General features: G+C 64.0%; 18 protein-coding genes. 8 read left to right on the top strand and 10 right to left on the bottom strand.

What is annotated here, in order from left to right; all coding sequences use genetic code 11:
* Positions 1–178 precede the first annotated feature (178 nt).
* The 8 genes from cobA to OJHNALOF_RS03895 form a co-directional block, all read right to left on the bottom strand.
* Positions 179–940: a uroporphyrinogen-III C-methyltransferase gene (gene cobA, locus OJHNALOF_RS03860; protein ID WP_165661213.1), complete on the bottom strand. Its 762-nt coding sequence runs from the start codon at positions 938–940 to the stop codon at positions 179–181.
* Between the two features lie 43 nt (positions 941–983).
* Complete coding sequence (locus OJHNALOF_RS03865; protein ID WP_165661214.1) at positions 984–1799, bottom strand: ABC transporter ATP-binding protein; 816 nt, start codon at positions 1797–1799, stop codon at positions 984–986.
* 11 nt (positions 1800–1810) lie between these two features.
* Positions 1811–2782, bottom strand: coding sequence for an ABC transporter permease (locus OJHNALOF_RS03870; protein ID WP_165661215.1), 972 nt, complete (start codon positions 2780–2782; stop codon positions 1811–1813).
* Between the two features lie 17 nt (positions 2783–2799).
* Complete coding sequence (locus tag OJHNALOF_RS03875) at positions 2800–4167, bottom strand: CmpA/NrtA family ABC transporter substrate-binding protein (protein WP_165661216.1); 1368 nt, start codon at positions 4165–4167, stop codon at positions 2800–2802.
* Positions 4168–4448: 281 nt separating this feature from the next.
* The gene (locus OJHNALOF_RS03880; protein ID WP_165661217.1) at positions 4449–7058 is read right to left on the bottom strand and encodes a nitrate reductase; all 2610 of its coding nucleotides are present in this window, start codon (positions 7056–7058) and stop codon (positions 4449–4451) included.
* 148 nt (positions 7059–7206) lie between these two features.
* Positions 7207–8235, bottom strand: coding sequence for an ABC transporter substrate-binding protein (locus OJHNALOF_RS03885; protein WP_094200410.1), 1029 nt, complete (start codon positions 8233–8235; stop codon positions 7207–7209).
* Complete coding sequence (locus OJHNALOF_RS03890) at positions 8232–9635, bottom strand: sensor histidine kinase (RefSeq protein ID WP_165661218.1); 1404 nt, start codon at positions 9633–9635, stop codon at positions 8232–8234. The genes OJHNALOF_RS03885 and OJHNALOF_RS03890 overlap by 4 nt, the downstream gene beginning before the upstream one ends.
* Complete coding sequence (locus tag OJHNALOF_RS03895) at positions 9632–10315, bottom strand: response regulator transcription factor (RefSeq protein WP_165661219.1); 684 nt, start codon at positions 10313–10315, stop codon at positions 9632–9634. The genes OJHNALOF_RS03890 and OJHNALOF_RS03895 overlap by 4 nt, the downstream gene beginning before the upstream one ends.
* Positions 10316–10475: 160 nt before the next feature.
* On the opposite strand from OJHNALOF_RS03895, the gene OJHNALOF_RS03900 reads away from it, so the two are divergent.
* Genes OJHNALOF_RS03900 through OJHNALOF_RS03915 form a run of 4 tightly spaced genes read left to right on the top strand, consistent with a single transcriptional unit; the run spans position 10476 to position 14446 of the window.
* Positions 10476–11462 carry a tripartite tricarboxylate transporter substrate binding protein gene (locus tag OJHNALOF_RS03900; protein WP_165661220.1) on the top strand — a complete coding sequence of 329 codons (987 nt, stop codon included), beginning with the start codon at positions 10476–10478 and terminating at the stop codon, positions 11460–11462.
* Between the two features lie 11 nt (positions 11463–11473).
* Entirely contained in the window at positions 11474–11908 is a 435-nt protein-coding gene (locus tag OJHNALOF_RS03905) for a tripartite tricarboxylate transporter TctB family protein (protein ID WP_165661221.1), read from the top strand.
* A 4-nt stretch (positions 11909–11912) separates the two neighbouring features.
* Positions 11913–13427 (top strand): tripartite tricarboxylate transporter permease, encoded by a 1515-nt coding sequence (locus tag OJHNALOF_RS03910; RefSeq protein ID WP_094200405.1) that lies wholly within the window; start codon positions 11913–11915, stop codon positions 13425–13427.
* Positions 13424–14446, top strand: coding sequence for an AbrB family transcriptional regulator (locus OJHNALOF_RS03915; RefSeq protein ID WP_165661222.1), 1023 nt, complete (start codon positions 13424–13426; stop codon positions 14444–14446). The genes OJHNALOF_RS03910 and OJHNALOF_RS03915 overlap by 4 nt, the downstream gene beginning before the upstream one ends.
* A 5-nt stretch (positions 14447–14451) precedes the next feature.
* Here OJHNALOF_RS03915 and OJHNALOF_RS03920 read toward each other — a convergent pair whose 3' ends face one another.
* Positions 14452–14925 (bottom strand): FKBP-type peptidyl-prolyl cis-trans isomerase, encoded by a 474-nt coding sequence (locus tag OJHNALOF_RS03920; RefSeq protein ID WP_165661223.1) that lies wholly within the window; start codon positions 14923–14925, stop codon positions 14452–14454.
* Between the two features lie 92 nt (positions 14926–15017).
* A complete protein-coding gene (tolC, locus tag OJHNALOF_RS03925) occupies positions 15018–16325 on the bottom strand; it encodes an outer membrane channel protein TolC (RefSeq protein ID WP_094200402.1) in 1308 nt (435 codons plus the stop codon).
* 27 nt (positions 16326–16352) lie between these two features.
* Between tolC and OJHNALOF_RS03930 the strand changes: the two genes are divergently transcribed.
* From OJHNALOF_RS03930 to cpdA, 4 genes are read left to right on the top strand one after another with little or no spacing between them, the layout of a single operon-like run.
* Positions 16353–16517, top strand: a complete 165-nt coding sequence (locus OJHNALOF_RS03930) for a hypothetical protein (protein WP_165661224.1) — start codon at positions 16353–16355, stop codon at positions 16515–16517.
* Between the two features lie 34 nt (positions 16518–16551).
* On the top strand, positions 16552–17169 hold the full coding sequence (nudF, locus tag OJHNALOF_RS03935; RefSeq protein ID WP_165661225.1) for an ADP-ribose diphosphatase: 618 nt from the start codon (positions 16552–16554) through the stop codon (positions 17167–17169).
* 29 nt (positions 17170–17198) lie between these two features.
* On the top strand, positions 17199–17639 hold the full coding sequence (locus tag OJHNALOF_RS03940; protein ID WP_094200400.1) for a DUF1249 domain-containing protein: 441 nt from the start codon (positions 17199–17201) through the stop codon (positions 17637–17639).
* 8 nt (positions 17640–17647) lie between these two features.
* Positions 17648–18478: a 3',5'-cyclic-AMP phosphodiesterase gene (cpdA, locus tag OJHNALOF_RS03945; RefSeq protein ID WP_094200399.1), complete on the top strand. Its 831-nt coding sequence runs from the start codon at positions 17648–17650 to the stop codon at positions 18476–18478.

An 18478-nucleotide genomic window follows, 5' to 3' on the forward strand; every position in this document is an offset into this window, starting at 1 on the left:
TGGCCTTGGTATGGCCCCTTCCTTGTGCGGCTTGCGCCTGCACAGGGAGCATCAATATTTATGCCAATATTTAACTGTCTGATATATAGATGTTTTTATTTTCGGTTGTGTCTTCTTGCCCGTTTAATGAGCAGCCGCATCCCCAGCGTGAGGCAGGTTTTATGGTCATTTGAAACCGTCAGGCGACGGCGAGGGCCTCCAGGGTGGTGGTGAGTCCGGCGCGAAGCCGAACGACCTCGCCCATGATCATCAATACCGGGCCGCTCGGGGTGAGGCCGGCAGCGGTGGCCGCAAGCCGGCCCAGCTCCGTGGTGGTTATGTGCTGGGCGGCGGTGGTGCCGGATTCAATCAGTGCCACCGGCAGCGAGTCCGGGCAGTCTGCGGCCAGCAGCTGCTGCTGAATGACGGCGGCCTGCTCCAGTCCCATGTAAAACACCAGGGTCTGTCCGGCCTGGGCCAGGGCGGACCAGCCTTTAAATTCACCGCCCTGCTGCAGATGCCCGGTCACCAGGGTGACGGCCCGGGCCACTCCCCTGTGGGTCAGGGGCACCAGGGCCGAGGCGGCGCAGCCCAGGGCGGCGGTAATACCGGGCACCACGCTAAAGGGAATGTGGTGCCGGCGCAGGACGAGCGCCTCTTCGCCGCCACGTCCGAAGATAAAGGGATCGCCGCCCTTGAGCCGCACCACCCGGTTGCCGGCCCGAGCCAGGCGCACCAGCAGGGTGCAGATGTCTTCCTGGCGGGCACTGGCGCGGCCGCAGCGTTTGCCCATTTCAATGCGTTTCACGCCGGTCGGGATCAGCGCCAGTATGTCGGGGCTGACCAGGCTGTCGTAGACCACCACATCGGCCCGCTCGATGGCGCGCAGGGCCTTGAGGGTCAGCAACTCGGGATCGCCGGGGCCGGCGCCCACCAGGGTGACATGAATAGGGGATGTCATGGTTTCCTCCCGGGGCCCGAGGGCCCCTGTAACGATGCCGGACTCAGGCCACCCTGGCCTTTTTATCCAGGGGGCTGACCTTGTTGTGACCTTCATAAAGGAAGCTCAGCACACGTCGGCGCAACTGGTGATAATGGCCGTCGTCGCTGAGCGCCACCCGGTTGCGCGGGCGAGCCAGGCTGATGGGCAGGATCTCGCCGATGGTGGCGGACGGGCCATTGGTCATCATCACGATGCGATCCGACAGCAGCACCGCCTCGTCCACGTCGTGGGTGATCATGATGACGGTATTACCGAGCTCGGCCTGAATCTCCATCAGCGAGTCCTGCAGGTGGGCTCGAGTGAGGGCATCGAGGGCGCCAAAGGGCTCGTCCATCAACAGCACCTTGGGATCCACCGACAGCGCCCGGGCGATGCCGACCCGCTGCTTCATGCCCCCGGAGATTTCGCCGGGCAGCTTGTGGGCGGCGTGCCCCATGTGCACCAGCTCCAGAAAGTGCCGCACCCGCTCCTGGCGCTCCGCCTTGTCCTGGTGGGGAAAGGTGTTGTCCACCGCCAGGGCGATGTTTTGCTCCACCGTCAGCCAGGGCAGCAGGGCGTGGTTCTGAAACACCACCGCCCGCTCCGGGCCGGGGCCGTCCACTTCCCGGCCATCCAGGATCACGCCGCCGCTGCTGGGCTCATGCAGCCCGGCCACCAGGTTGAGCACGGTACTCTTGCCGCAACCGGAATGGCCGATGAGCGACACGAATTCGCCCTTTTTCAGGCGCAGGTTGACGTTTTTCAGCGCCTCGAATTCGCCCTTGTCGGTGCGAAAGCGCATGTCGACACCGCTCAGTTCCAGGTAATGTTTGCTCATGGTTGTGCTCCTTAGCGGTGGTTGCTGTTTTTGTCCCAGGACAGGCGTTGCTGCAGGCCCAGCATCAGGCGGTCCAGCAGGTAGCCGATAAGGCCGATGACCACGACCGCCACCATGATGCGCGCCATGGAGTCGCTGCTGCCGTTCTGGAACTCATCCCACACAAACTTGCCCAGTCCCGGGTTCTGGGCCAGCATTTCGGCGGCGATCAGCACCATCCAGGCCACCCCCAGAGACAGCCGCAGGCCGGTGAAAATCATTGGAATGGCGCTCGGCAGCACGATTTTGCGTACGTGGGTCAGGTTGCCCAGGCGCAGCATTTTGCTGACGTTGTTCAGATCCTGGTCCAGGTTGGCCACGCCCACCGCGGTGTTGATCAGGGTGGGCCACAGGCAGCACAGGGTGACGGTGAACAGCGAGATCAGGAACGACTTGGACAACAGTGGATCCGGGCTCACATAAAGCGCACTCACCACTATGGTCACCAGCGGCAGCCAGGCCAGGGGCGACACCGGCTTGAGCAGCTGTACCAGCGGGTTTATCGCCTGGTGCAGGGTCTTGTTCAGGCCCAGGGCAATGCCCGCCGGAATGGCGATGGCGGTGGCCAGCAGAAAGCCGGCGGCCACCGTTTTCAGGCTGGTCATTATCTGGTCGAAAAAGGTGGGGCGGCCGTTAAAGGTGCGAATGCGCACCTCGGCCTCGGGGTTTTTCGCCAACAGGGCCTGATTGCGATCGTGCTGGCGCTGATAGAACTGTTGCTCCCGATCCCGTTCCCGCTGGTGCTCCTGCACCAGGTTCATCAGCTGCTGGCCGGTCTGCACCGGGCCGGGCAGGGTGCCGAGGGAGGTCTGCACCTGGCCCGCCAGCAGGTGCCACAGCAGCAGGAACACGGTGAGGCCGAGCAGAGGGGTCAGGGCCTTTGACCAGCTTCGAGGCGAGGTCAGCCGTGACCAGTGGGTCAGTGAAATTACGTTGATGCTCATTTTACTCTCCTCGTTGCTTACAGCCGGGTGTCGCCGGTCAGGCCGATGGCGAACTGGTCGATGTAGGCGTTGGGCTTGCGGCCGTCAAAGGTGGCGCCGTCGATAAAGGCGTTGGTGGCTGGGCGAAAACCGTCCCGCTGGTCCAGATCGGGAAAGTCGGCGGCATTCAGCTTGCCCTCGGCGATCAGTGCGCGAGCAGCCTGCACGTAGATGTCGGGGCGATAGATGCGTCTGGCCTGCTCCAGGTACCAGTCATCGCTCTTGGCGTCGGCAATCTGGCCCCAGCGGCGCATTTGGGTCATGAACCAGATGGCATCGCTGTACCAGGGGTAGGTGGCGTTGTGGCGAAAGAACACGTTGAAGTCGGGGGCCGGGCGTACATCGCCGCGCTCGTACTCAAAGGAGCCGGTCATGCTGGCGGCGATCACCTTTTTATCGGCGCCCACATAGTAGGGCTGTGACAGTATCTCCACCGCTTCCGGTCGGTTGGCGTTGTCCCCCTGATCCAGCCAGTGGGCGGCGCGCAGCAGGGCCTTGATCAGCCGCAGGTGGGTGTTGGGGTTGGCATCGGCCCAGGCCTGGCTGACGCCGAATACCTTTTCCGGGTTGTGGGGCCAGATGTCGTGGTTGGTGATCACCGGCACCCCGATCTGCTTCAGCACCGCCTGTTGGTTCCAGGGTTCGCCCACGCTGTAGCCGGCGATGGTGCCGGCTTCCAGGGTGGCCGGCATCTGGGGCGGCGGGGTGACCGAGAGCAGTACCTCGGCCTGGCGTTGACCACTGTTGTCGCCCTGATGAGGGGCGTAGTAGCCGGGATGAATGCCGCCGGCGGCCAGCCAGTAACGCAGTTCGTAGTTGTGGCTGGACACCGGAAACACCATGCCCAGGTTCAGGCTTTTGCCATCCTGCTGATATTGCTCCAGTACCGGCCTGAGCGCGGAGGCGGAAATGGGGTGCAGCGGCTTGCCGGCGGCATCATGTTCGAGGTGCGGCTTCATGGTTGACCACACCTGGTTGGCCACGGTAATGGCATTGCCGTTCAGATCCATGCTGAAGGCGGTGATGATGTCGGCCTGGGTACCGATGCCGAGGGAGGCTCCGATGGGCTGGCCGGCCAGCATGTGGGCGCCATCCAGTTCGCCGGAAATGACCCTGTCCAGCAGCACCTTCCAGTTGGCCTGGGCTTCCAGGGTGACATAGAGCCCTTCATCCTCAAAAAAGCCCTTCTCGTAGGCGATGGCCAGGGGGGCCATGTCGGTGAGCTTGATAAAGCCCAGGGTCAGCTCGTCCTTTTCCGCCGGTCCGGGCCCGTCCTGGGCCGCGAGGGGGGCGGCCAGGCTCAGGGCGAGGGTGCAGGCCGTCGCTGTGGTTTGCCATAACGTCATGATGATACTCCCTGTGAGGTTGGTTCCTTGGCCGGAAAAATCGGTGACTACAGATTAAGTATCAAGATATGTGCCAATTTTAAGTTAATGATTTTTATATGTTTTTATTTTCATTGCCAACAAGGGGCGCCTGTTTGCGGGCAGGCGTTTCACCACAATGATGCAGAGGTTTCCACTCGGTGCCGGGCGCAAAAAAAACTCCCATGCAAGCATGGGAGTCGCCAAACGGGCAGGAGTGGAGGAAACGCCCCGGGCAGACCGGAGTTAATGGAACCTGGGGATCAGGTGCTGGTCTCCCGCGTTTGGGACCGGCACGCGACCAGAATCTGTTTCAGCTCCGGCACACAGGAGCCGCAGCGGGTGCCGCATTTGAGCTGTTGCTGCAGTTGCGCCAGCGTTGTGAGGTCGTGCTGCTCTATGGTGCGCTGGATTTGTGCCTCGCTGACGCTCCAGCAGCTGCACACCAGCCGGCTGTTGCCGGCCAGGGCCAGACCCAGCCGGGTAAGTAACAAACTGGGTTGCAGGGGGGCATCCAGCAGCGCGGCCAGCGGCTCTGCATCGATGTGCCAGGGTGACAACCCCTGCAGCAGCAGGGCATTGACCTTGCCTGCCGTCAGTCGAATCAGCAGCCGGCCCTGGGGCAGGGGCCAGTCCAGCCAGCTGTCGGTGACGGTCAGCCCGGCCCGCAGCTCCTCGGCGGAGCCCTCGAGTCCGGCCAGGCTCCAGCATTCGCCCCGGCTCAGCGGCCGCCGGCTCCACCAGGCCGGCAGCGAGGCCGGGGCCTCGCTGGCAATCCAGCTGGCCTGCCAGCCGGGCCTGACCGGGCTGGCCTGCACCTGGCTTTGCTTGAAGGCGGGCTGGCCGGACAGGGCACAGCCCCGGGCTTCGGTCAGATCGTTGACCCGGCCACCGGCACTGAACTCTCCGCTCCAGTGCATGGGCACAAACACCTGTTCGCGGGCCATGTCATCGTCGGCCACCGGGCGCACCAGTATGCTGGCTCGCGCGTTGCTGAGGGCCAGCAGATCATTCTGGCCCAGTCCGAGGCGGGCCAGGGTGTCGGGGTGCAGGTGGGCCCGAGGCTCGGTGGCCGCCGCCATCAGCCGTGCCACATGGCCGGTGCGGCTCATGGTGTGCCACTGATCCCGCAGCCGGCCGGTATTGAGCAGTAACGCCCGGGTGCCGGGGCCGGCCTGCGGCGCCGCCGTCCGCAGCCGCGCCCGGCCATCGGCGGTGGCAAAGCGGCCATCGGCAAACAGCCGGACCGGGCCGCCGTGCTGACCCGCCAGGGGCCAGCTCAACGGGCGCAGGGCGTCGTAGTCGGCATCGCTCAGGGTGCCGAGCGCCCCCAGGTTGAACAGCCGCTCGCCCCGGTTTTCAAAACCGGAAAGGGCGGCGTGTTCACGAAAAATGGCGGCGGGGGAGTCAAAGTCAAAGGCACCGGTAAAGCCCATGGCGCGTGCCACCCGGCACAGGGCCCACCAGTCCGGTTTGGCGGCACCCGGAGCCGCGCGAAAGGGGCGCTGGCGGGAGATGATGCGTGTCGAGTTGGTGACGGTGCCGTCCTTTTCGCCCCAGCCGGCGGCGGGCAGCAGCACGTCGGCCAGCCGGGCGGTGTCGGTGGCGGGGCTGATGTCGGAGACGATCAGCAGCTCGCAGCGGGCCAGGGCACGACGGGCCCGGGCACTGTCGGGCAGCGACACCGCCGGGTTGGTGCCCATCACCCACAACGCCTTGATTTCACCCCGCTCCAGCGCCGCCATCATGTCCATGGCCTTGTGCCCGGGCCCCTGGGCCAGGCGCTCGGTACCCCAGAAGCGGGCTACCCTGTCCCGGTTGGCGGGGGCAAAGTCCATGTGGGCCGCCAGCTGGTTGGCCAGTCCCCCCACCTCGCGTCCGCCCATGGCGTTGGGCTGGCCGGTCAGTGAAAAGGGCGCCGCGCCCGGCTTGCCGATACGGCCGGTGAGCAGGTGGCAATTGATGATGGCGCCGGCGTTGTGGGTGCCCTGGAGCGACTGATTGATGCCCATGCAGAACAGGGTCAGGGTTTGGGGGTGGGCCTGGAACAGGCGATAGAAATGCAGCAGCCGTTCCAGGCTCAGGCCGGTGGTGTCGGCTACTTGCTCGGGGGCGAACTCGGGCGCGGACAGCTGTTGCCGCAGTTCGTCCAGGCCCGCCACATGCCGAGTGACGAAATCCCGATCGATGGCCCCCTGCTCGAGCAGATAGCGGGCCAGGCCGTTGAACAACGCCAGATCCGAGCCCGGGGTGATGGCCAGGTGCAGATCCGCCTGACGGGCGGTGGCGGTGGCCCTGGGGTCGATCACGATCCATTGCTGGCGCGGCTTGGCGGCCCGGGCGGCTTCCAGCCGGCGAAACAGGACCGGATGGGTCCATGCGGTATTGGCGCCGGCGATCACCACCAGCTCGGCCTCGTCGATGTCGTCGTAGCAGGCGGGCACCGCATCCTCGCCAAAGGCGTACTGGTGGGCGGCGACGGCGGACGACATGCACAGCCGGGAGTTGGTGTCGATATTGGCCGAGCCGATAAAGCCCTTCATCAGCTTGTTGGCCACATAGTAGTCTTCGGTCAGCATCTGGCCCGAGCCGTAAAAGGCCACCGCCTCTGGGCCGTGCTGCTCGATAATGTCGTTCAGGCGCAGGGCGATGTGCTCGATCGCCGCCGGCCAGTCCACTTCCTTTCCCTTGAGCCTGGGGTAGAGCAGGCGACTGGGCAGGCGCTGGCTTTCCGTCAGTGCCGTGCCCTTCACACAGAGGGCACCCCGGTTGGCGGGATGACGTTTATCGCCCTGTACGGCGCCTTGCTGGTCGACCCGTATGCCGCAGCCAACGCCGCAATAGGGACAGGTGGTCTCAGTGAAAGCTGTCATCGTGGCCCTGCAAAACATAAAAAGATGGTTCATCTCATCAGCAAGGGCCGTGCCATTTTTATAAATGTTTACTTATCAATTGTTTATGTTTCTACGCAAAAGACGTGCTGCACCAATACAAGGCAGGCGCCCGGCGTGGTGCAGCGGCTCAGGGCGCCATGGAGCCGGTCCAGGTGCGTATAAAACCCTGCTTGTCGAGGGGATCCAGTGCCGGCAGCAGTGCCGGGGTGAGGGGAATGGGGGTGACCGGTCCCTCGGGGCGCACGGTCAGCCCGGCTTCGGGGGTAAACAGCGGCAGCAGGCCACCGTCGGCCAGCGCCGCCTGGCCGACGGGGGACAGCATAAAGTCGAGCAGCTCGCCCGCCAGTTGTGGCTGCCGGGCATAGCGGGAAATCAGCGCCAGGCGCATCAACAGCAGGCTGTAGTCCCGGGGAGCCACCGCCGCCAGCTGGGGATGGTTGTCGACGGCGGCGGCCACATAAGAGCCCAGCAGGTTATAGCCCAGCACGGCCCGGCCTTCGGCCAGCTCGGTGAGCATTTGGTTGCTGCTTTCACTCAGGCGTACCGACAGGCCGCCAAAGGCTTCCAGCAGCCGGCCGTAGCTTTCCCCCTGCTGGCTGTCCTGGGTGGCCAGCAAATAGCCCACGCCGCTCTGGGTGATGTCATAGGCGCGAATACGGCCCTGAAAACGCGCGGGATCCCGGCGCAGCAGGGCCAGCAGCTCCTGGCGGCTGCGGGGCAGGGCATGAGGGCCCAGCAGATCGCGGTTGAATACCATGACCACCGGCTCCACGGTCAGGGCGAACAGCTCATGCCGCCAGTGCACGCCGGCGGGCAGGGCATCGGTGCGGTCGGAGTGCCAGGGCCGAGCATGGCCGTCGTTGACCAGTTTAAGCTGCAGATCCATGGCCGAGCTCAGCAACAGATCGGCCGGTGAGTCCCTGCCTTCTTCCAGAAAGCGCTGATACAGCTGCTGGGAATTGAAGTCCACAAAGACAATGGCCACGTCGGGCCGGCGACGCTGAAAGGCCTGCAGCAGGGGCGCCATGTGCTGGTAGTCGGTGGCGCTATAGAGCACCAGTTGCGTTTGCTCCACCCCGGTGGCGGGCAGCCGTATGCTTTGTTCCGCCCACGCCGTCGGCAGCAGGCATAACAGCAGCAGGATCAGCCAGTTCACAGCCAGGCCTCCGTGCCAAAACGAATTTCCACCGTCAGGCCGTGAGGGTGGTTATCGGTGAGGCGAATGCGGGCATGATGGTGCTCGGCCACGTCCCGGGCGATGGCCATGCCCAGGCCGCTGCCGTGATGGCGGCTGGCGGTGCCTCGGTAAAAACGTTCAAACACCCTTTCTTTCTCCTGGTCGGCAATGCCCGGGCCCGAATCCCGAATGCAAATGCAGCCGTCGGCACCCACGGCGATCTCCACCAGGCCGTCGGCCGGACTGTGGGCCACGGCGTTTTCGATCAGGTTGTTGAGCATCTGGGTCAGGGCAAAGGCGTCGCCGCGCAGTTGCCGCTCCGCCGGCGCCGGCACAAAGGCCAGTTCCACGCCCCGATGCAGGGCCTGGACCGCCAGCTCCATGCACACCTGCCGTACCAGGGCGTTGAGCGCCACCGGCTCCGGCTCGCGGCTGTGAAAGCGGTGATCGAGCAGCGCCTGATTGAGCAGGTGACGCACCGTTAAAGACAGCTGATCGCATTGCTCCACCAGTTGCGCCAGCAGTCGTTGCCGACGGCCGTTATCGGCCTCGTCTCGCGCGTTTTCGCACAGGGCCCGCAGGGTGGCCAGGGGCGTGCGCAGCTGATGGGCGGCCACCGAGGTATAGGACTCCACCCGTTCCAGCAGGGCTTGCTGGCGGGCGATAAAGTCGTTGATGGTGTCGAGCAGGGGCAGGGTTTCTTTCGGCACCGGCAGCGCCAGGGGGGTCAGATCCCGGGGCGAGCGCCGGGACAGGGCGCGGGCCAGCTGCCGAAACGGACTAAAGGCGTAATAGATGCCCAGCCACAGCAGACCCAGGGCCACCGCCAGTACCGCCAGCATCAGCTCCAGGGCCGGATGCAGCATGGCCTCGGCCATGGCGTCCCGGGCCAGCCGGGTCTGGGCCAGCTCGATCACGATTTCGTCCTGGGGCAGGCGCTCGGTGTTGAGTCGCACCAGCCGGGCCACACGAATGGCCTCATCCTGATACGTGAGGTTGAAAAAATCCGGCCTGGCTTGCGTCAGGGCTTGCTCCTCCGGGGCGCGGGGCGGCGGGGCGGGCAGGTCCGGGTAGCCGGTCAGTACCTCGCCGTTGACGCTGATGCGGTAAAACACCCTGTCCTGCGGGGCCTGGGCCAGGGTGGCAAAGGCCGCCACCGGCAGATCCACGGCAAAGCCCTGGCCGGTGTGGCGCACCGACTGGCCCAGTTGCAGTATGGCGCTGTTCAGCATCATGTCGTAACTGCGATCGGCGGTGCGGCGGGCATAATTGTGCATCAGCGCCAGTGCCAGCAGTGCCAGTACCGTCAGCACCACGCCGCTCAGCACCAGCAGCCGGCGGCGCAGGGCCGGGTGGTGCACGTCGTCCGTCGGGGTCATGGCTGGCTGTTTTCCGTCTGCACATGGGCGACATAACCCAGGCCGCGCAGGGTCTGAATGCGCACCGAACTGCCCGCCAGTTTCTTGCGCAGCCGGGCCACATAGAGCTCAATGGCGTTGGCCGAAGGGGTTTCGTCGGCATTGAACAGCCGGTCGGTGAGCTCTTCCTTGCTCATGACCCGTTCCAGCCCTGAGAGAAAGATCTCCAGCAGGCGGAACTCCCGGTTCACCAGTCCGCAGGGCTCGCCCGCAATGGTGACCGTCTTGGCGGTGCGGTTGAACACCAGGTTGCCGTGCTCGCTCACGTCCGAGGCATAACCCTGGCGGCGGCGCAGCAGGGCCCGCACCCGGGCTTCCAGCTCGCCAAAGTCAAAGGGCTTGGCCAGGTAGTCGTCGGCGCCGGAATCCAGCAGCTTGATGCGATCGTTGATGCCGTCCCGGGCTGTCAGGATCAGCACCGGCGTGGTGTTCTTGCGCTGGCGCAGCTCCGTCAGCAGGGCGTCGCCGTCCAGGCCCGGCAGGTTGAGATCGAGAATGATCAGGTCCACCTGTTGGTGGCGCAACCAGTCGGCGGCCTGGCGGCCATTGTCAATCAGATCGGTGCCGTGGCCCAGCTTCTGCAGCCGCTCGGCAATGGCCTCGCCCAGCACGGTGGTATCTTCGATCACGAGAATGCGCATTTATTGTGGCCCCTTCCTTGCTCATGACAGCCTGGTGACAGCTTTGGGCAGTAGCATAGGCAAATGTAAAGCCCTTGTTAACAACCTTCGGTTTGGCGACAAGCGGCTGGCTTCACCTGGCCGAGAGTGTGCCATGGAACCCCAAACAAGGAGAACTGTTATGAAGCTGCATTCCCTGACCAAAGCCCTGCTGGGCGCCGGCCTGCTGATGATGACGGGTACCGCCAGTGCCGAATTTACCCTCGACAAGCCGGAGTGCATTGCGCCGGCCAAGCCGGGCGGTGGTTTTGACCTGACCTGCCGCATTCTGACCAACGGCCTGGACAAGTCCGGCCTGCTCAATGAGCCGATGCGAGTGACCTTTATGCCCGGTGGCGTGGGCGCCGTGGCCTACACCCACATGAACAGCAACCGCCGTGAAGACAACAACGCCGTGGTGGCGTTCAGCTCCGGCTCTTCCCTCAACCTGGCCCTGAGCAAGTTCGGCCGGGATCTGGACGTGGATGACGCCCGCTGGGTGGGCTCCATCGGCACCGACTATGGCGCCATTATCGTCAAGGCCGACGCGCCCTGGCAAAGCCTGGAGGAGCTGGCGGCGGATCTCAAGGCCAACCCGAACAAGTTGGTGTTTGGCGCCGGCGGCACCGTGGGCAGTCAGGACTGGATGAAGGCGGCCTTCCTGTATCGCAGCCTGGGGTTGGATCCGCGCGCCATGCGCTATGTGGCCTATGAGGGCGGCGGCGACGCCATGGCGGCGGTGCTGGGCAACCACATTCAGGTGTATCCGGGGGATGTGTCCGAGATCAAGGGCCAGCTGGACGCCGGCATAGTGCGGGTGCTGGCGGTGATGGCGCCGGAGCGGCTGGAGGGCGACTTTGCCGGCATTCCCACCGCCACCGAGCAGGGTTTCGACATGGAATGGCCCATCATGCGCGGCTTCTACATGGCACCCGATGCCTCCGACGAGGCTTACGGCTACTGGGTGCAGCAGTTCAACGAACTCTATCAGAACGATGCCTTTGCCCAGGTGCGCGACCATCAGGGGCTGTTCCCGCTGTCCATGTCCGGTGCCGAGTATGAAGCCTATGTGAAGGCGGAAATCGAGAAGTTTCAGAACCTGTCCCGAGAAATGGGACTGCTCAGATAAGGAGTGGCGTCATGGCGGATCGTTGTTTTTCGCTGGCGCTGATGGTGCTGGCGGTGGCCCTGGGGGCCGCCGCCTGGCAACTGGACGTGCCTTTTCAGTATGAGCCGGTAGGGCCCAAGGCCATACCGCTGATTTTGGCGGTGTTGCTGCTGGGCACCGCGCTGTGGCTGGCTATTCGGCCCGACCGGCTGAAAGAGGCCTATGGCCGCAGCCTGTTTGTTCGCCACGTGGTGGTGGTGCTGTGCCTGCTGGTCTATGCCTGGAGCTTTGAGTTGCTGGGGTTTGTGCTGTCCACCTGGCTGGTCGGCACCCTGTTTGCCCGCCTGTTCGGGCTGGACTGGGGCCGGGCCCTGGTTTACTCCGCGGCACTGGGCGGCGTGGGGCACCTGGTGATGAGCGGGTTGCTGGAGCTGAATGTGCCGGTGGGCACGGTGTTTGGAGGTTAATGTCATGGATGTGTTGTCTACCCTGGCCAGCGGCTTTGCCGTGGCCCTGACGCCCATGAATCTGGGGCTGGTGCTGGCCGGCTGCTTTTTCGGCACCCTGATGGGGGCGCTGCCGGGCATCGGGCCCATCAACGGCATCGCCATTCTGCTGCCGCTGGCTTATTCCATGGGCCTGGAGCCGGCGTCGGCCATTATTCTGCTGGCGGGGGTCTATTACGGCGCCGAGTACGGCGGTCGTATTTCCAGTATTCTGCTGAACGTGCCCGGGGATGCCGGCGCCATCATGACCACCCTGGACGGTCATCCCATGGCCAAGCGGGGCGAGGGTGGCCGGGCGCTGGCGCTGTCGGCGGTGTCGTCCTTTGCCGGCTCCATGGGGGCGTTGATCCTGCTGGTGATCTTTACCCCGCTGCTGACCCGGCTGGCGGTCACCTTTGGCCCGGCGGAGTTCGTGGCGCTGATGGTATTTGCGCTGTGCTGCCTGGCGTCCATGGTGGGCTCGCGTCCGGTAAAAACCGTGATCGGCGCCCTTATCGGCCTGGCCATGGCCACGGTCGGGGTCGACTCCGGCACCGGCGTGTTGCGCTTTACCTTTGGCCTGACCAGTCTGTTTGACGGCATCGACTTTCTGGTGGTGGTGATCGGCATGTTCGCCATCAGCGAAATTCTGCTGCTGGTGGAGCATCACTACGGCGGCGGTGGCCGGCTGGAAAAGGTCAGCAAGTCCTTCGTCAAGGCGGCGGATCTGGTGCAGGTGCGCTGGACCGTGCTGCGCTCGACCCTGGTGGGCTTTGTGATCGGCGTGCTGCCCGGTACCGGTGCTTCCGTGGCCAGCGCCGTGGCCTACGGCACCGAAAAGCGCATGGCCGGCGAGAACAACGAGTTTGGTAACGGCGATGTGCGCGGCCTGGCGGCGCCTGAGGCGGCCAACAACTCGGCGGCGGTGGGCTCCATGGTGCCCATGCTGACCCTGGGGATCCCCGGATCCGGCACCACCGCCATTCTGTTGGGCGCCCTGCTGCTGTTTGATGTGACCCCGGGTCCGTTGCTGTTCAGCCAGAAGCCGGACATTGCCTGGGGTCTGATCGCCTCCATGTTCGTGGGTAACATTGCGCTGCTGGTGATGAACCTGCCCCTGGTCGGTATCTTTGTGCGCATGCTGAGCGTGCGTCAGGCCTACCTGGTGCCGGTGATCGTGATGCTGACCTTTGTGGGCATCTACTCCATTCACGGCGCCAGCTTTGATCTGTTCTTTATGATACTGCTGGGTGTGTTTGGTTTCCTGCTGCGCAAGCTGGGCTTCTCCCTGGCGCCGGTGATCCTTGGCCTGGTGCTGGGTGAGGTGCTGGAAGACAACCTGCGCCGGGCGCTGTCCATCAGTGCCGGTGACTGGGGCATACTGTTCAACAACGGCGTGACCCTGACCCTGTGGACCCTGAGTGCCATGGTACTGGTGCTGCCGCTGGTGATGAAACGTCGCCGCGCACTGCGCCAAAAGCAGGCGGCTGCCGAAGCATGATGAGCTGGCTGCGTACCGGTGCGCTGGGCGCGGCAGGAGGCGGGCTGGCCCACTGGGCCGGCTTTCCTTCCGACTGGCTGCTGGGCTCCATGCTGGCGGTCACGGTGGCCGTGTTGCTCGGCGTCAGGGTCGCGCTGCCCCGCCGGCTGATGCCGCCAATACAGGCCTGTCTGGGCGTGGCCGTAGGGCTGCGGCTGGACTTGCATCTGCCCGGCCCCGCCTCGCTGTTGGTCAGCGTGGCGGGGCTTTTGCTGTGTCTGGCCACCCAGATGCCCCTCGGCCAATACCTGCTGCACCGGCTCGGCTGGTCCCGGCAGGAGGCGGCCATGGGCGCATCCCCGGGGGCGTTGTCGGTGATGGCGGCCCTGGCCACGCAGCTGGACAATCCCATTCGCGTCATCCTGTCACAAACGGTGCGGGTCATTGCCCTGGTGGCCACGGTCAGCACCGCCATGGTGCTGGAATGGGTGCCGCTGGCGGCCACGCCCGCCAGCCAGACCCTGTCGGCCGTTGCCAGCCTGGCGCTGGTGATACTGGCCTGGGGAAGTGGCGAACTGCTGGCCCGGTTCAGAGTGCCCGCCAGCCATATCCTCTCCGGCGTGTTCGTTGCCGGTGCCTGCGCCGCCTGGCTGGGTGAGCCGGCGCTGCCGGTGGACGGACTGATCCCGGTGAGCATGGTGTTGTTGGGGGCCCTGGTGGGCAGCCGGCTTCGGCCGCTGCCGGCGCGGGAAATGGCCGCCCTGTTGGCAGCGGGGCTGCTGGTGAGCCTGTCGAGCTCGCTGGTGTCGCTGCTGTGGGCGGGGCTGGTCGGCTGGTGGCTGGGGCTGCCGGTGTTTCAGGTGTGGCTGGCTTATGCCCCGGGGGCGGTGGAAGCCATGATCTACCTGGCCCTGGTCACCGGGCTGGAGCCGTCATGGGTGATCTTTCATCATGTGCTGCGCATTGTGTTGCTGGGCATGATGGCCGGCTGGCTGATGCGCCGGGCCGGCGTTGATGCTCCCAACACGAAAACGGGCTAGGGTGATCAGTTGATCCTGAACAGCTCGACCTCAAAGATCAGCACGGATCCCGGCGGGATGCTGCCCACGGCGCGGTTGCCGTAAGCCAGCCTGGCGGGAATGAAGAAGCGGGTCTTTTCGCCCTCCACCATCAGTTGCAGGCCCTCGGTCCAGCCCTTGATCACCTGGTTGAGGCCAAACTGTATGGTCTCGCCCCGCTCCACCGAGCTGTCGAACACGCTGCCGTCGAGCAGGGTGCCATGGTAGTGCACGGTGACCTTGTCGCTGGCCTTGGGGTGTACCGTGCCGGTACCTGCTTTCAGTACCTGATACTGCAGGCCGGACTCGGTGGTTTGCACCCCTTCCTTTTGCTGGTTGTCGGCCAGAAAGGCGTCGCCGGCCCGAATGTTCTCGGCCGCCGCCTGCTTGTTGCCCTGAGAGCGATAGATAAACAGCACCACCAGTGCCACCAGGGCGAGGCCCAGAATAATTTTAAACACGCGAATTCCTTAGTTTGTCCCGGTAACTACCAGGGAAGGCAGATGCCTTCCCCGGGTCTTACGTTTTTACATCTTGCGCTTTACATCCAACGTTACCGCTGCAGGCCGTTATTGATGTCGATCAGATCCTGCTCGGTCAGGTTGCCGGCGGCCTGTTTGAGCTGCAGCTGGCTGACGATGTAGTTGTAGCGGGCCGATGACAGCTGCTGGCGGGCATCGTACAGCTGCTGAGTGGCGTTGAGCACGTCGACGATGGTGCGGGTGCCCACCTCATAGCCGGCTTCGGTGGCACTGAGGGCGCTCTCCGCGGAAATGACCAGCTGCTCAAAGGCACGGATGGAGCCAAGGGCTGCGGTCACGTCGTTATAGGAGGAATAGACGCTGCTCTGCACCGAGCGAAAGCTTTTTTCCAGCACTTCACTGGCCGCCACATAGTTGTACTGGGCCTGGCTCACTTGCGAGCTGGTGGCGCCACCGGAATAGAGCGGCAGGTTAAAGCTGACGCCCAGGGTGCCTTCACTCAGGGTATTGTCGCGAGCGTTATTGCTGTCGGTGGAGGTGCCACTGAAATCGGTACGACGGCTGTTGAGGCCGGCATTCAGATCCAGGGTGGGGTGGTGGCCGGCCCGGGCCAGATCGATCTGCTCGTTGGCAATGTCCTTGGCGATGCGCTGGCCGTGCAGCTCCAGGTTCTGCTCCAGGGCGATCTCCAGCCAGCCATCGGCACGAATGACCGGTGCCTGCGGGCTGAAGCTGTCGGTATTGAGTGGCGCCAGCTGGTCGTAGTGCATGCCGGTGAGTTCGCGCAGGGCTTCCTTGCTGTTGTCGAGGGCGTTGCGGGCCAGAATTTCGTCCGCCAGTGCCTGGTCGAACTGGGCCTGGGCCTCGTGCACATCGGTCATGGCGCTCAGGCCCACCTCAAAGCGCTGTTTGGTCTGTTCCAGCTGGCGGCTGACCGCCTCCTTGTTGGCCTGCACAAAGCTCAGGGCATCTTCGGCGTTGAGCACGTTGAAATAGGCCTGGGTGGCGCGCACGATCAATGCCTGCTGTTCCTGCTTGTAACTGACTTCGCTCTGGGCGGCCTGTTTTTCGGTGATGTCGAGGCTGACCCAGCTCGATCTGCGATACAGCGCCTGGCTCAGGTTGACGCCGGCATTGGTGACAGTGGAATCGGTCTGATTGCTCTGGGTGTAGTTGGCGCCGGCGCTCAGATCCACCTGGGGCAGCAGGGGCGCGCGGGACTCGTTGATTTTCTCAAAGGCGGCGTCGCGACGCGCCTTGGCTTCGCGTACCTGAGGGTCGTTTTGCGTGGCCTGTTGGTAGATTTCCAGCAGGTTTTCGGCCTGCGCCTGGCCCGCCGTGCACAGCAGTACCAGGGTCGACAACAGTGTTTTTTTCATGCGTTGGCCTTGTTAACGGATGGAGCCATGATCACCCTGCTCATGCAGGCAGTCGGTTTTCGTCTGTTCAGTATAACGGTAACATGGGCGGGCCATGCCGGCAGCGGCACGGCAAATGCGTTGGCATGGGTGGCCCTAAAGCCCATGACGAACAAGAATGAACGTTCATTCATTGGCGGCGTTTCAGTCTAAATTTTGCCGCCGGAATGTCAAGCGGGGAGCGCACATGAGCAAGCACAATGATGCCCGTTTTGGGCGCCAGGACATGCAGGTTGTGGCCGAGGAAACCGGCTATAAAGGATTTTTTCGCTTGCTGAGAGTGCGCCTGCGGCACCGGCTGTTTGGTGGCGGCTGGGGCCCTGAGCTGACGCGGGAGCTGTTTGACCGAGGCCATGCGGCGGCGGTGCTGCCCTATGATCCGGTGCGTGATGAGGTGGTGCTGGTGGAGCAGTTCAGAGTGGGAGCCATTCATCATCAGGACAGCCCCTGGCTGCTGGAGATTGTGGCGGGCATCGTCGAGCCCGGCGAATCGGAAGAAGCCGTGGTGCGCCGGGAAGCGGAAGAAGAAGCCGGACTGACGCTTGGGCGGCTGACCCGGGCGCTGGGGTATTTCTCCAGCCCGGGGGGCTGCAGCGAGCGTATTACCGTGTTTGTGGGCGAGGTGGATGCCGCCCAGGCCGCCACCCACGCCGGCCTGGCCGACGAAGGGGAAGACATTCGCGTGCACCGGCTGCCAAGGGAGCAGGCGATGCAATGGCTGGAGGATGGTAGAATAGATAACGCCGCCAGCGTGATTGCCCTGCAGTGGCTGGCATTGAATCGTGAGTCCGGGCTCTGGAAATAGCCTGGCCCACACAAGACGAGGAGACGAACTTGGTTTTCACTACCGCCCGCAAGCATGTGCCGGATCTGAGAGGATTGCAGCGCACCTGCGACACCAACTACATGGCCCTGATGCGCCTGCTGCCCAACGAGGCGCAGGTGGGGGAGAGCCTGTCGGTGGGCATCAGCGAGCGGGTGCTGTTTGTGTTGCGGGTGCTGGAAACGGCCCCCTACACCTGGCATGTGTCCATTGAGCAGTGCACCCCGGGATTGCCGGTATTCATGCGCATGAAGGTGCGGGTGCGGCTCTACCATGACGTCAGAATGGCCGAAGTGTGTGCCAGTCAGCAGATTTCCACCCTGCAGCCAAGTTATGATTATCCCAATAAAAACATGCACCACCGCAACGAAAAGGAACAGGTAAACTTCTTTCTCGCCGAATGGCTGAGATGTTGCCTGCAACACGGATTCAGTACCATCAAACAGCTTTGAGCGAGGCAATGACCCTTTCCACGGTTCCCCTTGATACCCATTCCCGGAATGGTGTGGCCGAACTTTCCCAGATTACCGATACCCACCTGTTTGCCGACCGGGAGGGAGAATTGCTGGGCGTGGCCACCTGGCACAGTTGCCGGGCGGTGGTGAATGCCATGAAGGAAGAGCTGGCCGGCTGCGACGCCATTCTGGCCACCGGTGATCTGTCCCAGGATCAAAGTGCCGAGTCATATCGTCACTTCGTGGCCATGATGAGTGAGCTGACCCCGCCGGTGTTCTGGTTGCCCGGCAATCACGACGAGGCGCCGGTGATGCAGGCGGAGCTGGATGCCGCCGGCGTCAGCCAGGCCAACCATTTGCTGGGAGAGCACTGGCAGGTGTTGTTGCTCGACTCCCAGGCTCAGGGAGAAACCTGTGGCCGGCTGAGCGAGGCCCAGCTGACGCTGCTGGATACGGCCCTGGAGCACTATCCGCAGCATCACCTGCTGCTGGCGGTGCATCATCAGGCGGTGCCGGTGGGCTGCGCCTGGCTGGATCAGCACAACCTGCGCAACGCCGAGCAACTGCAGGTCAGACTGGCCCGTCACCAGGCCAACAGCGTGGTACTGTGCGGCCATGTACACCAGGGCTTTGATCAGGTATTTGATGGCATTCGCTACCTGGCCAGCCCCTCTACCTGCATTCAGTTCAAGCCGCTGTCTGACGATTTTGCCCTGGACTATATGGCCCCGGGCTGGCGCCAGCTGTCGCTTTATCCTGACGGCCGGCTCAGCACGCGAGTATGGCGGCTGCCACCCAATGCCTTTGTGCCCGACTTCAGCGCCAGGGGGTATTGA

The organism is Oceanimonas sp. MB9 (assembly GCF_011319775.1).
Lineage (GTDB): Bacteria > Pseudomonadota > Gammaproteobacteria > Enterobacterales > Aeromonadaceae > Oceanimonas > Oceanimonas doudoroffii.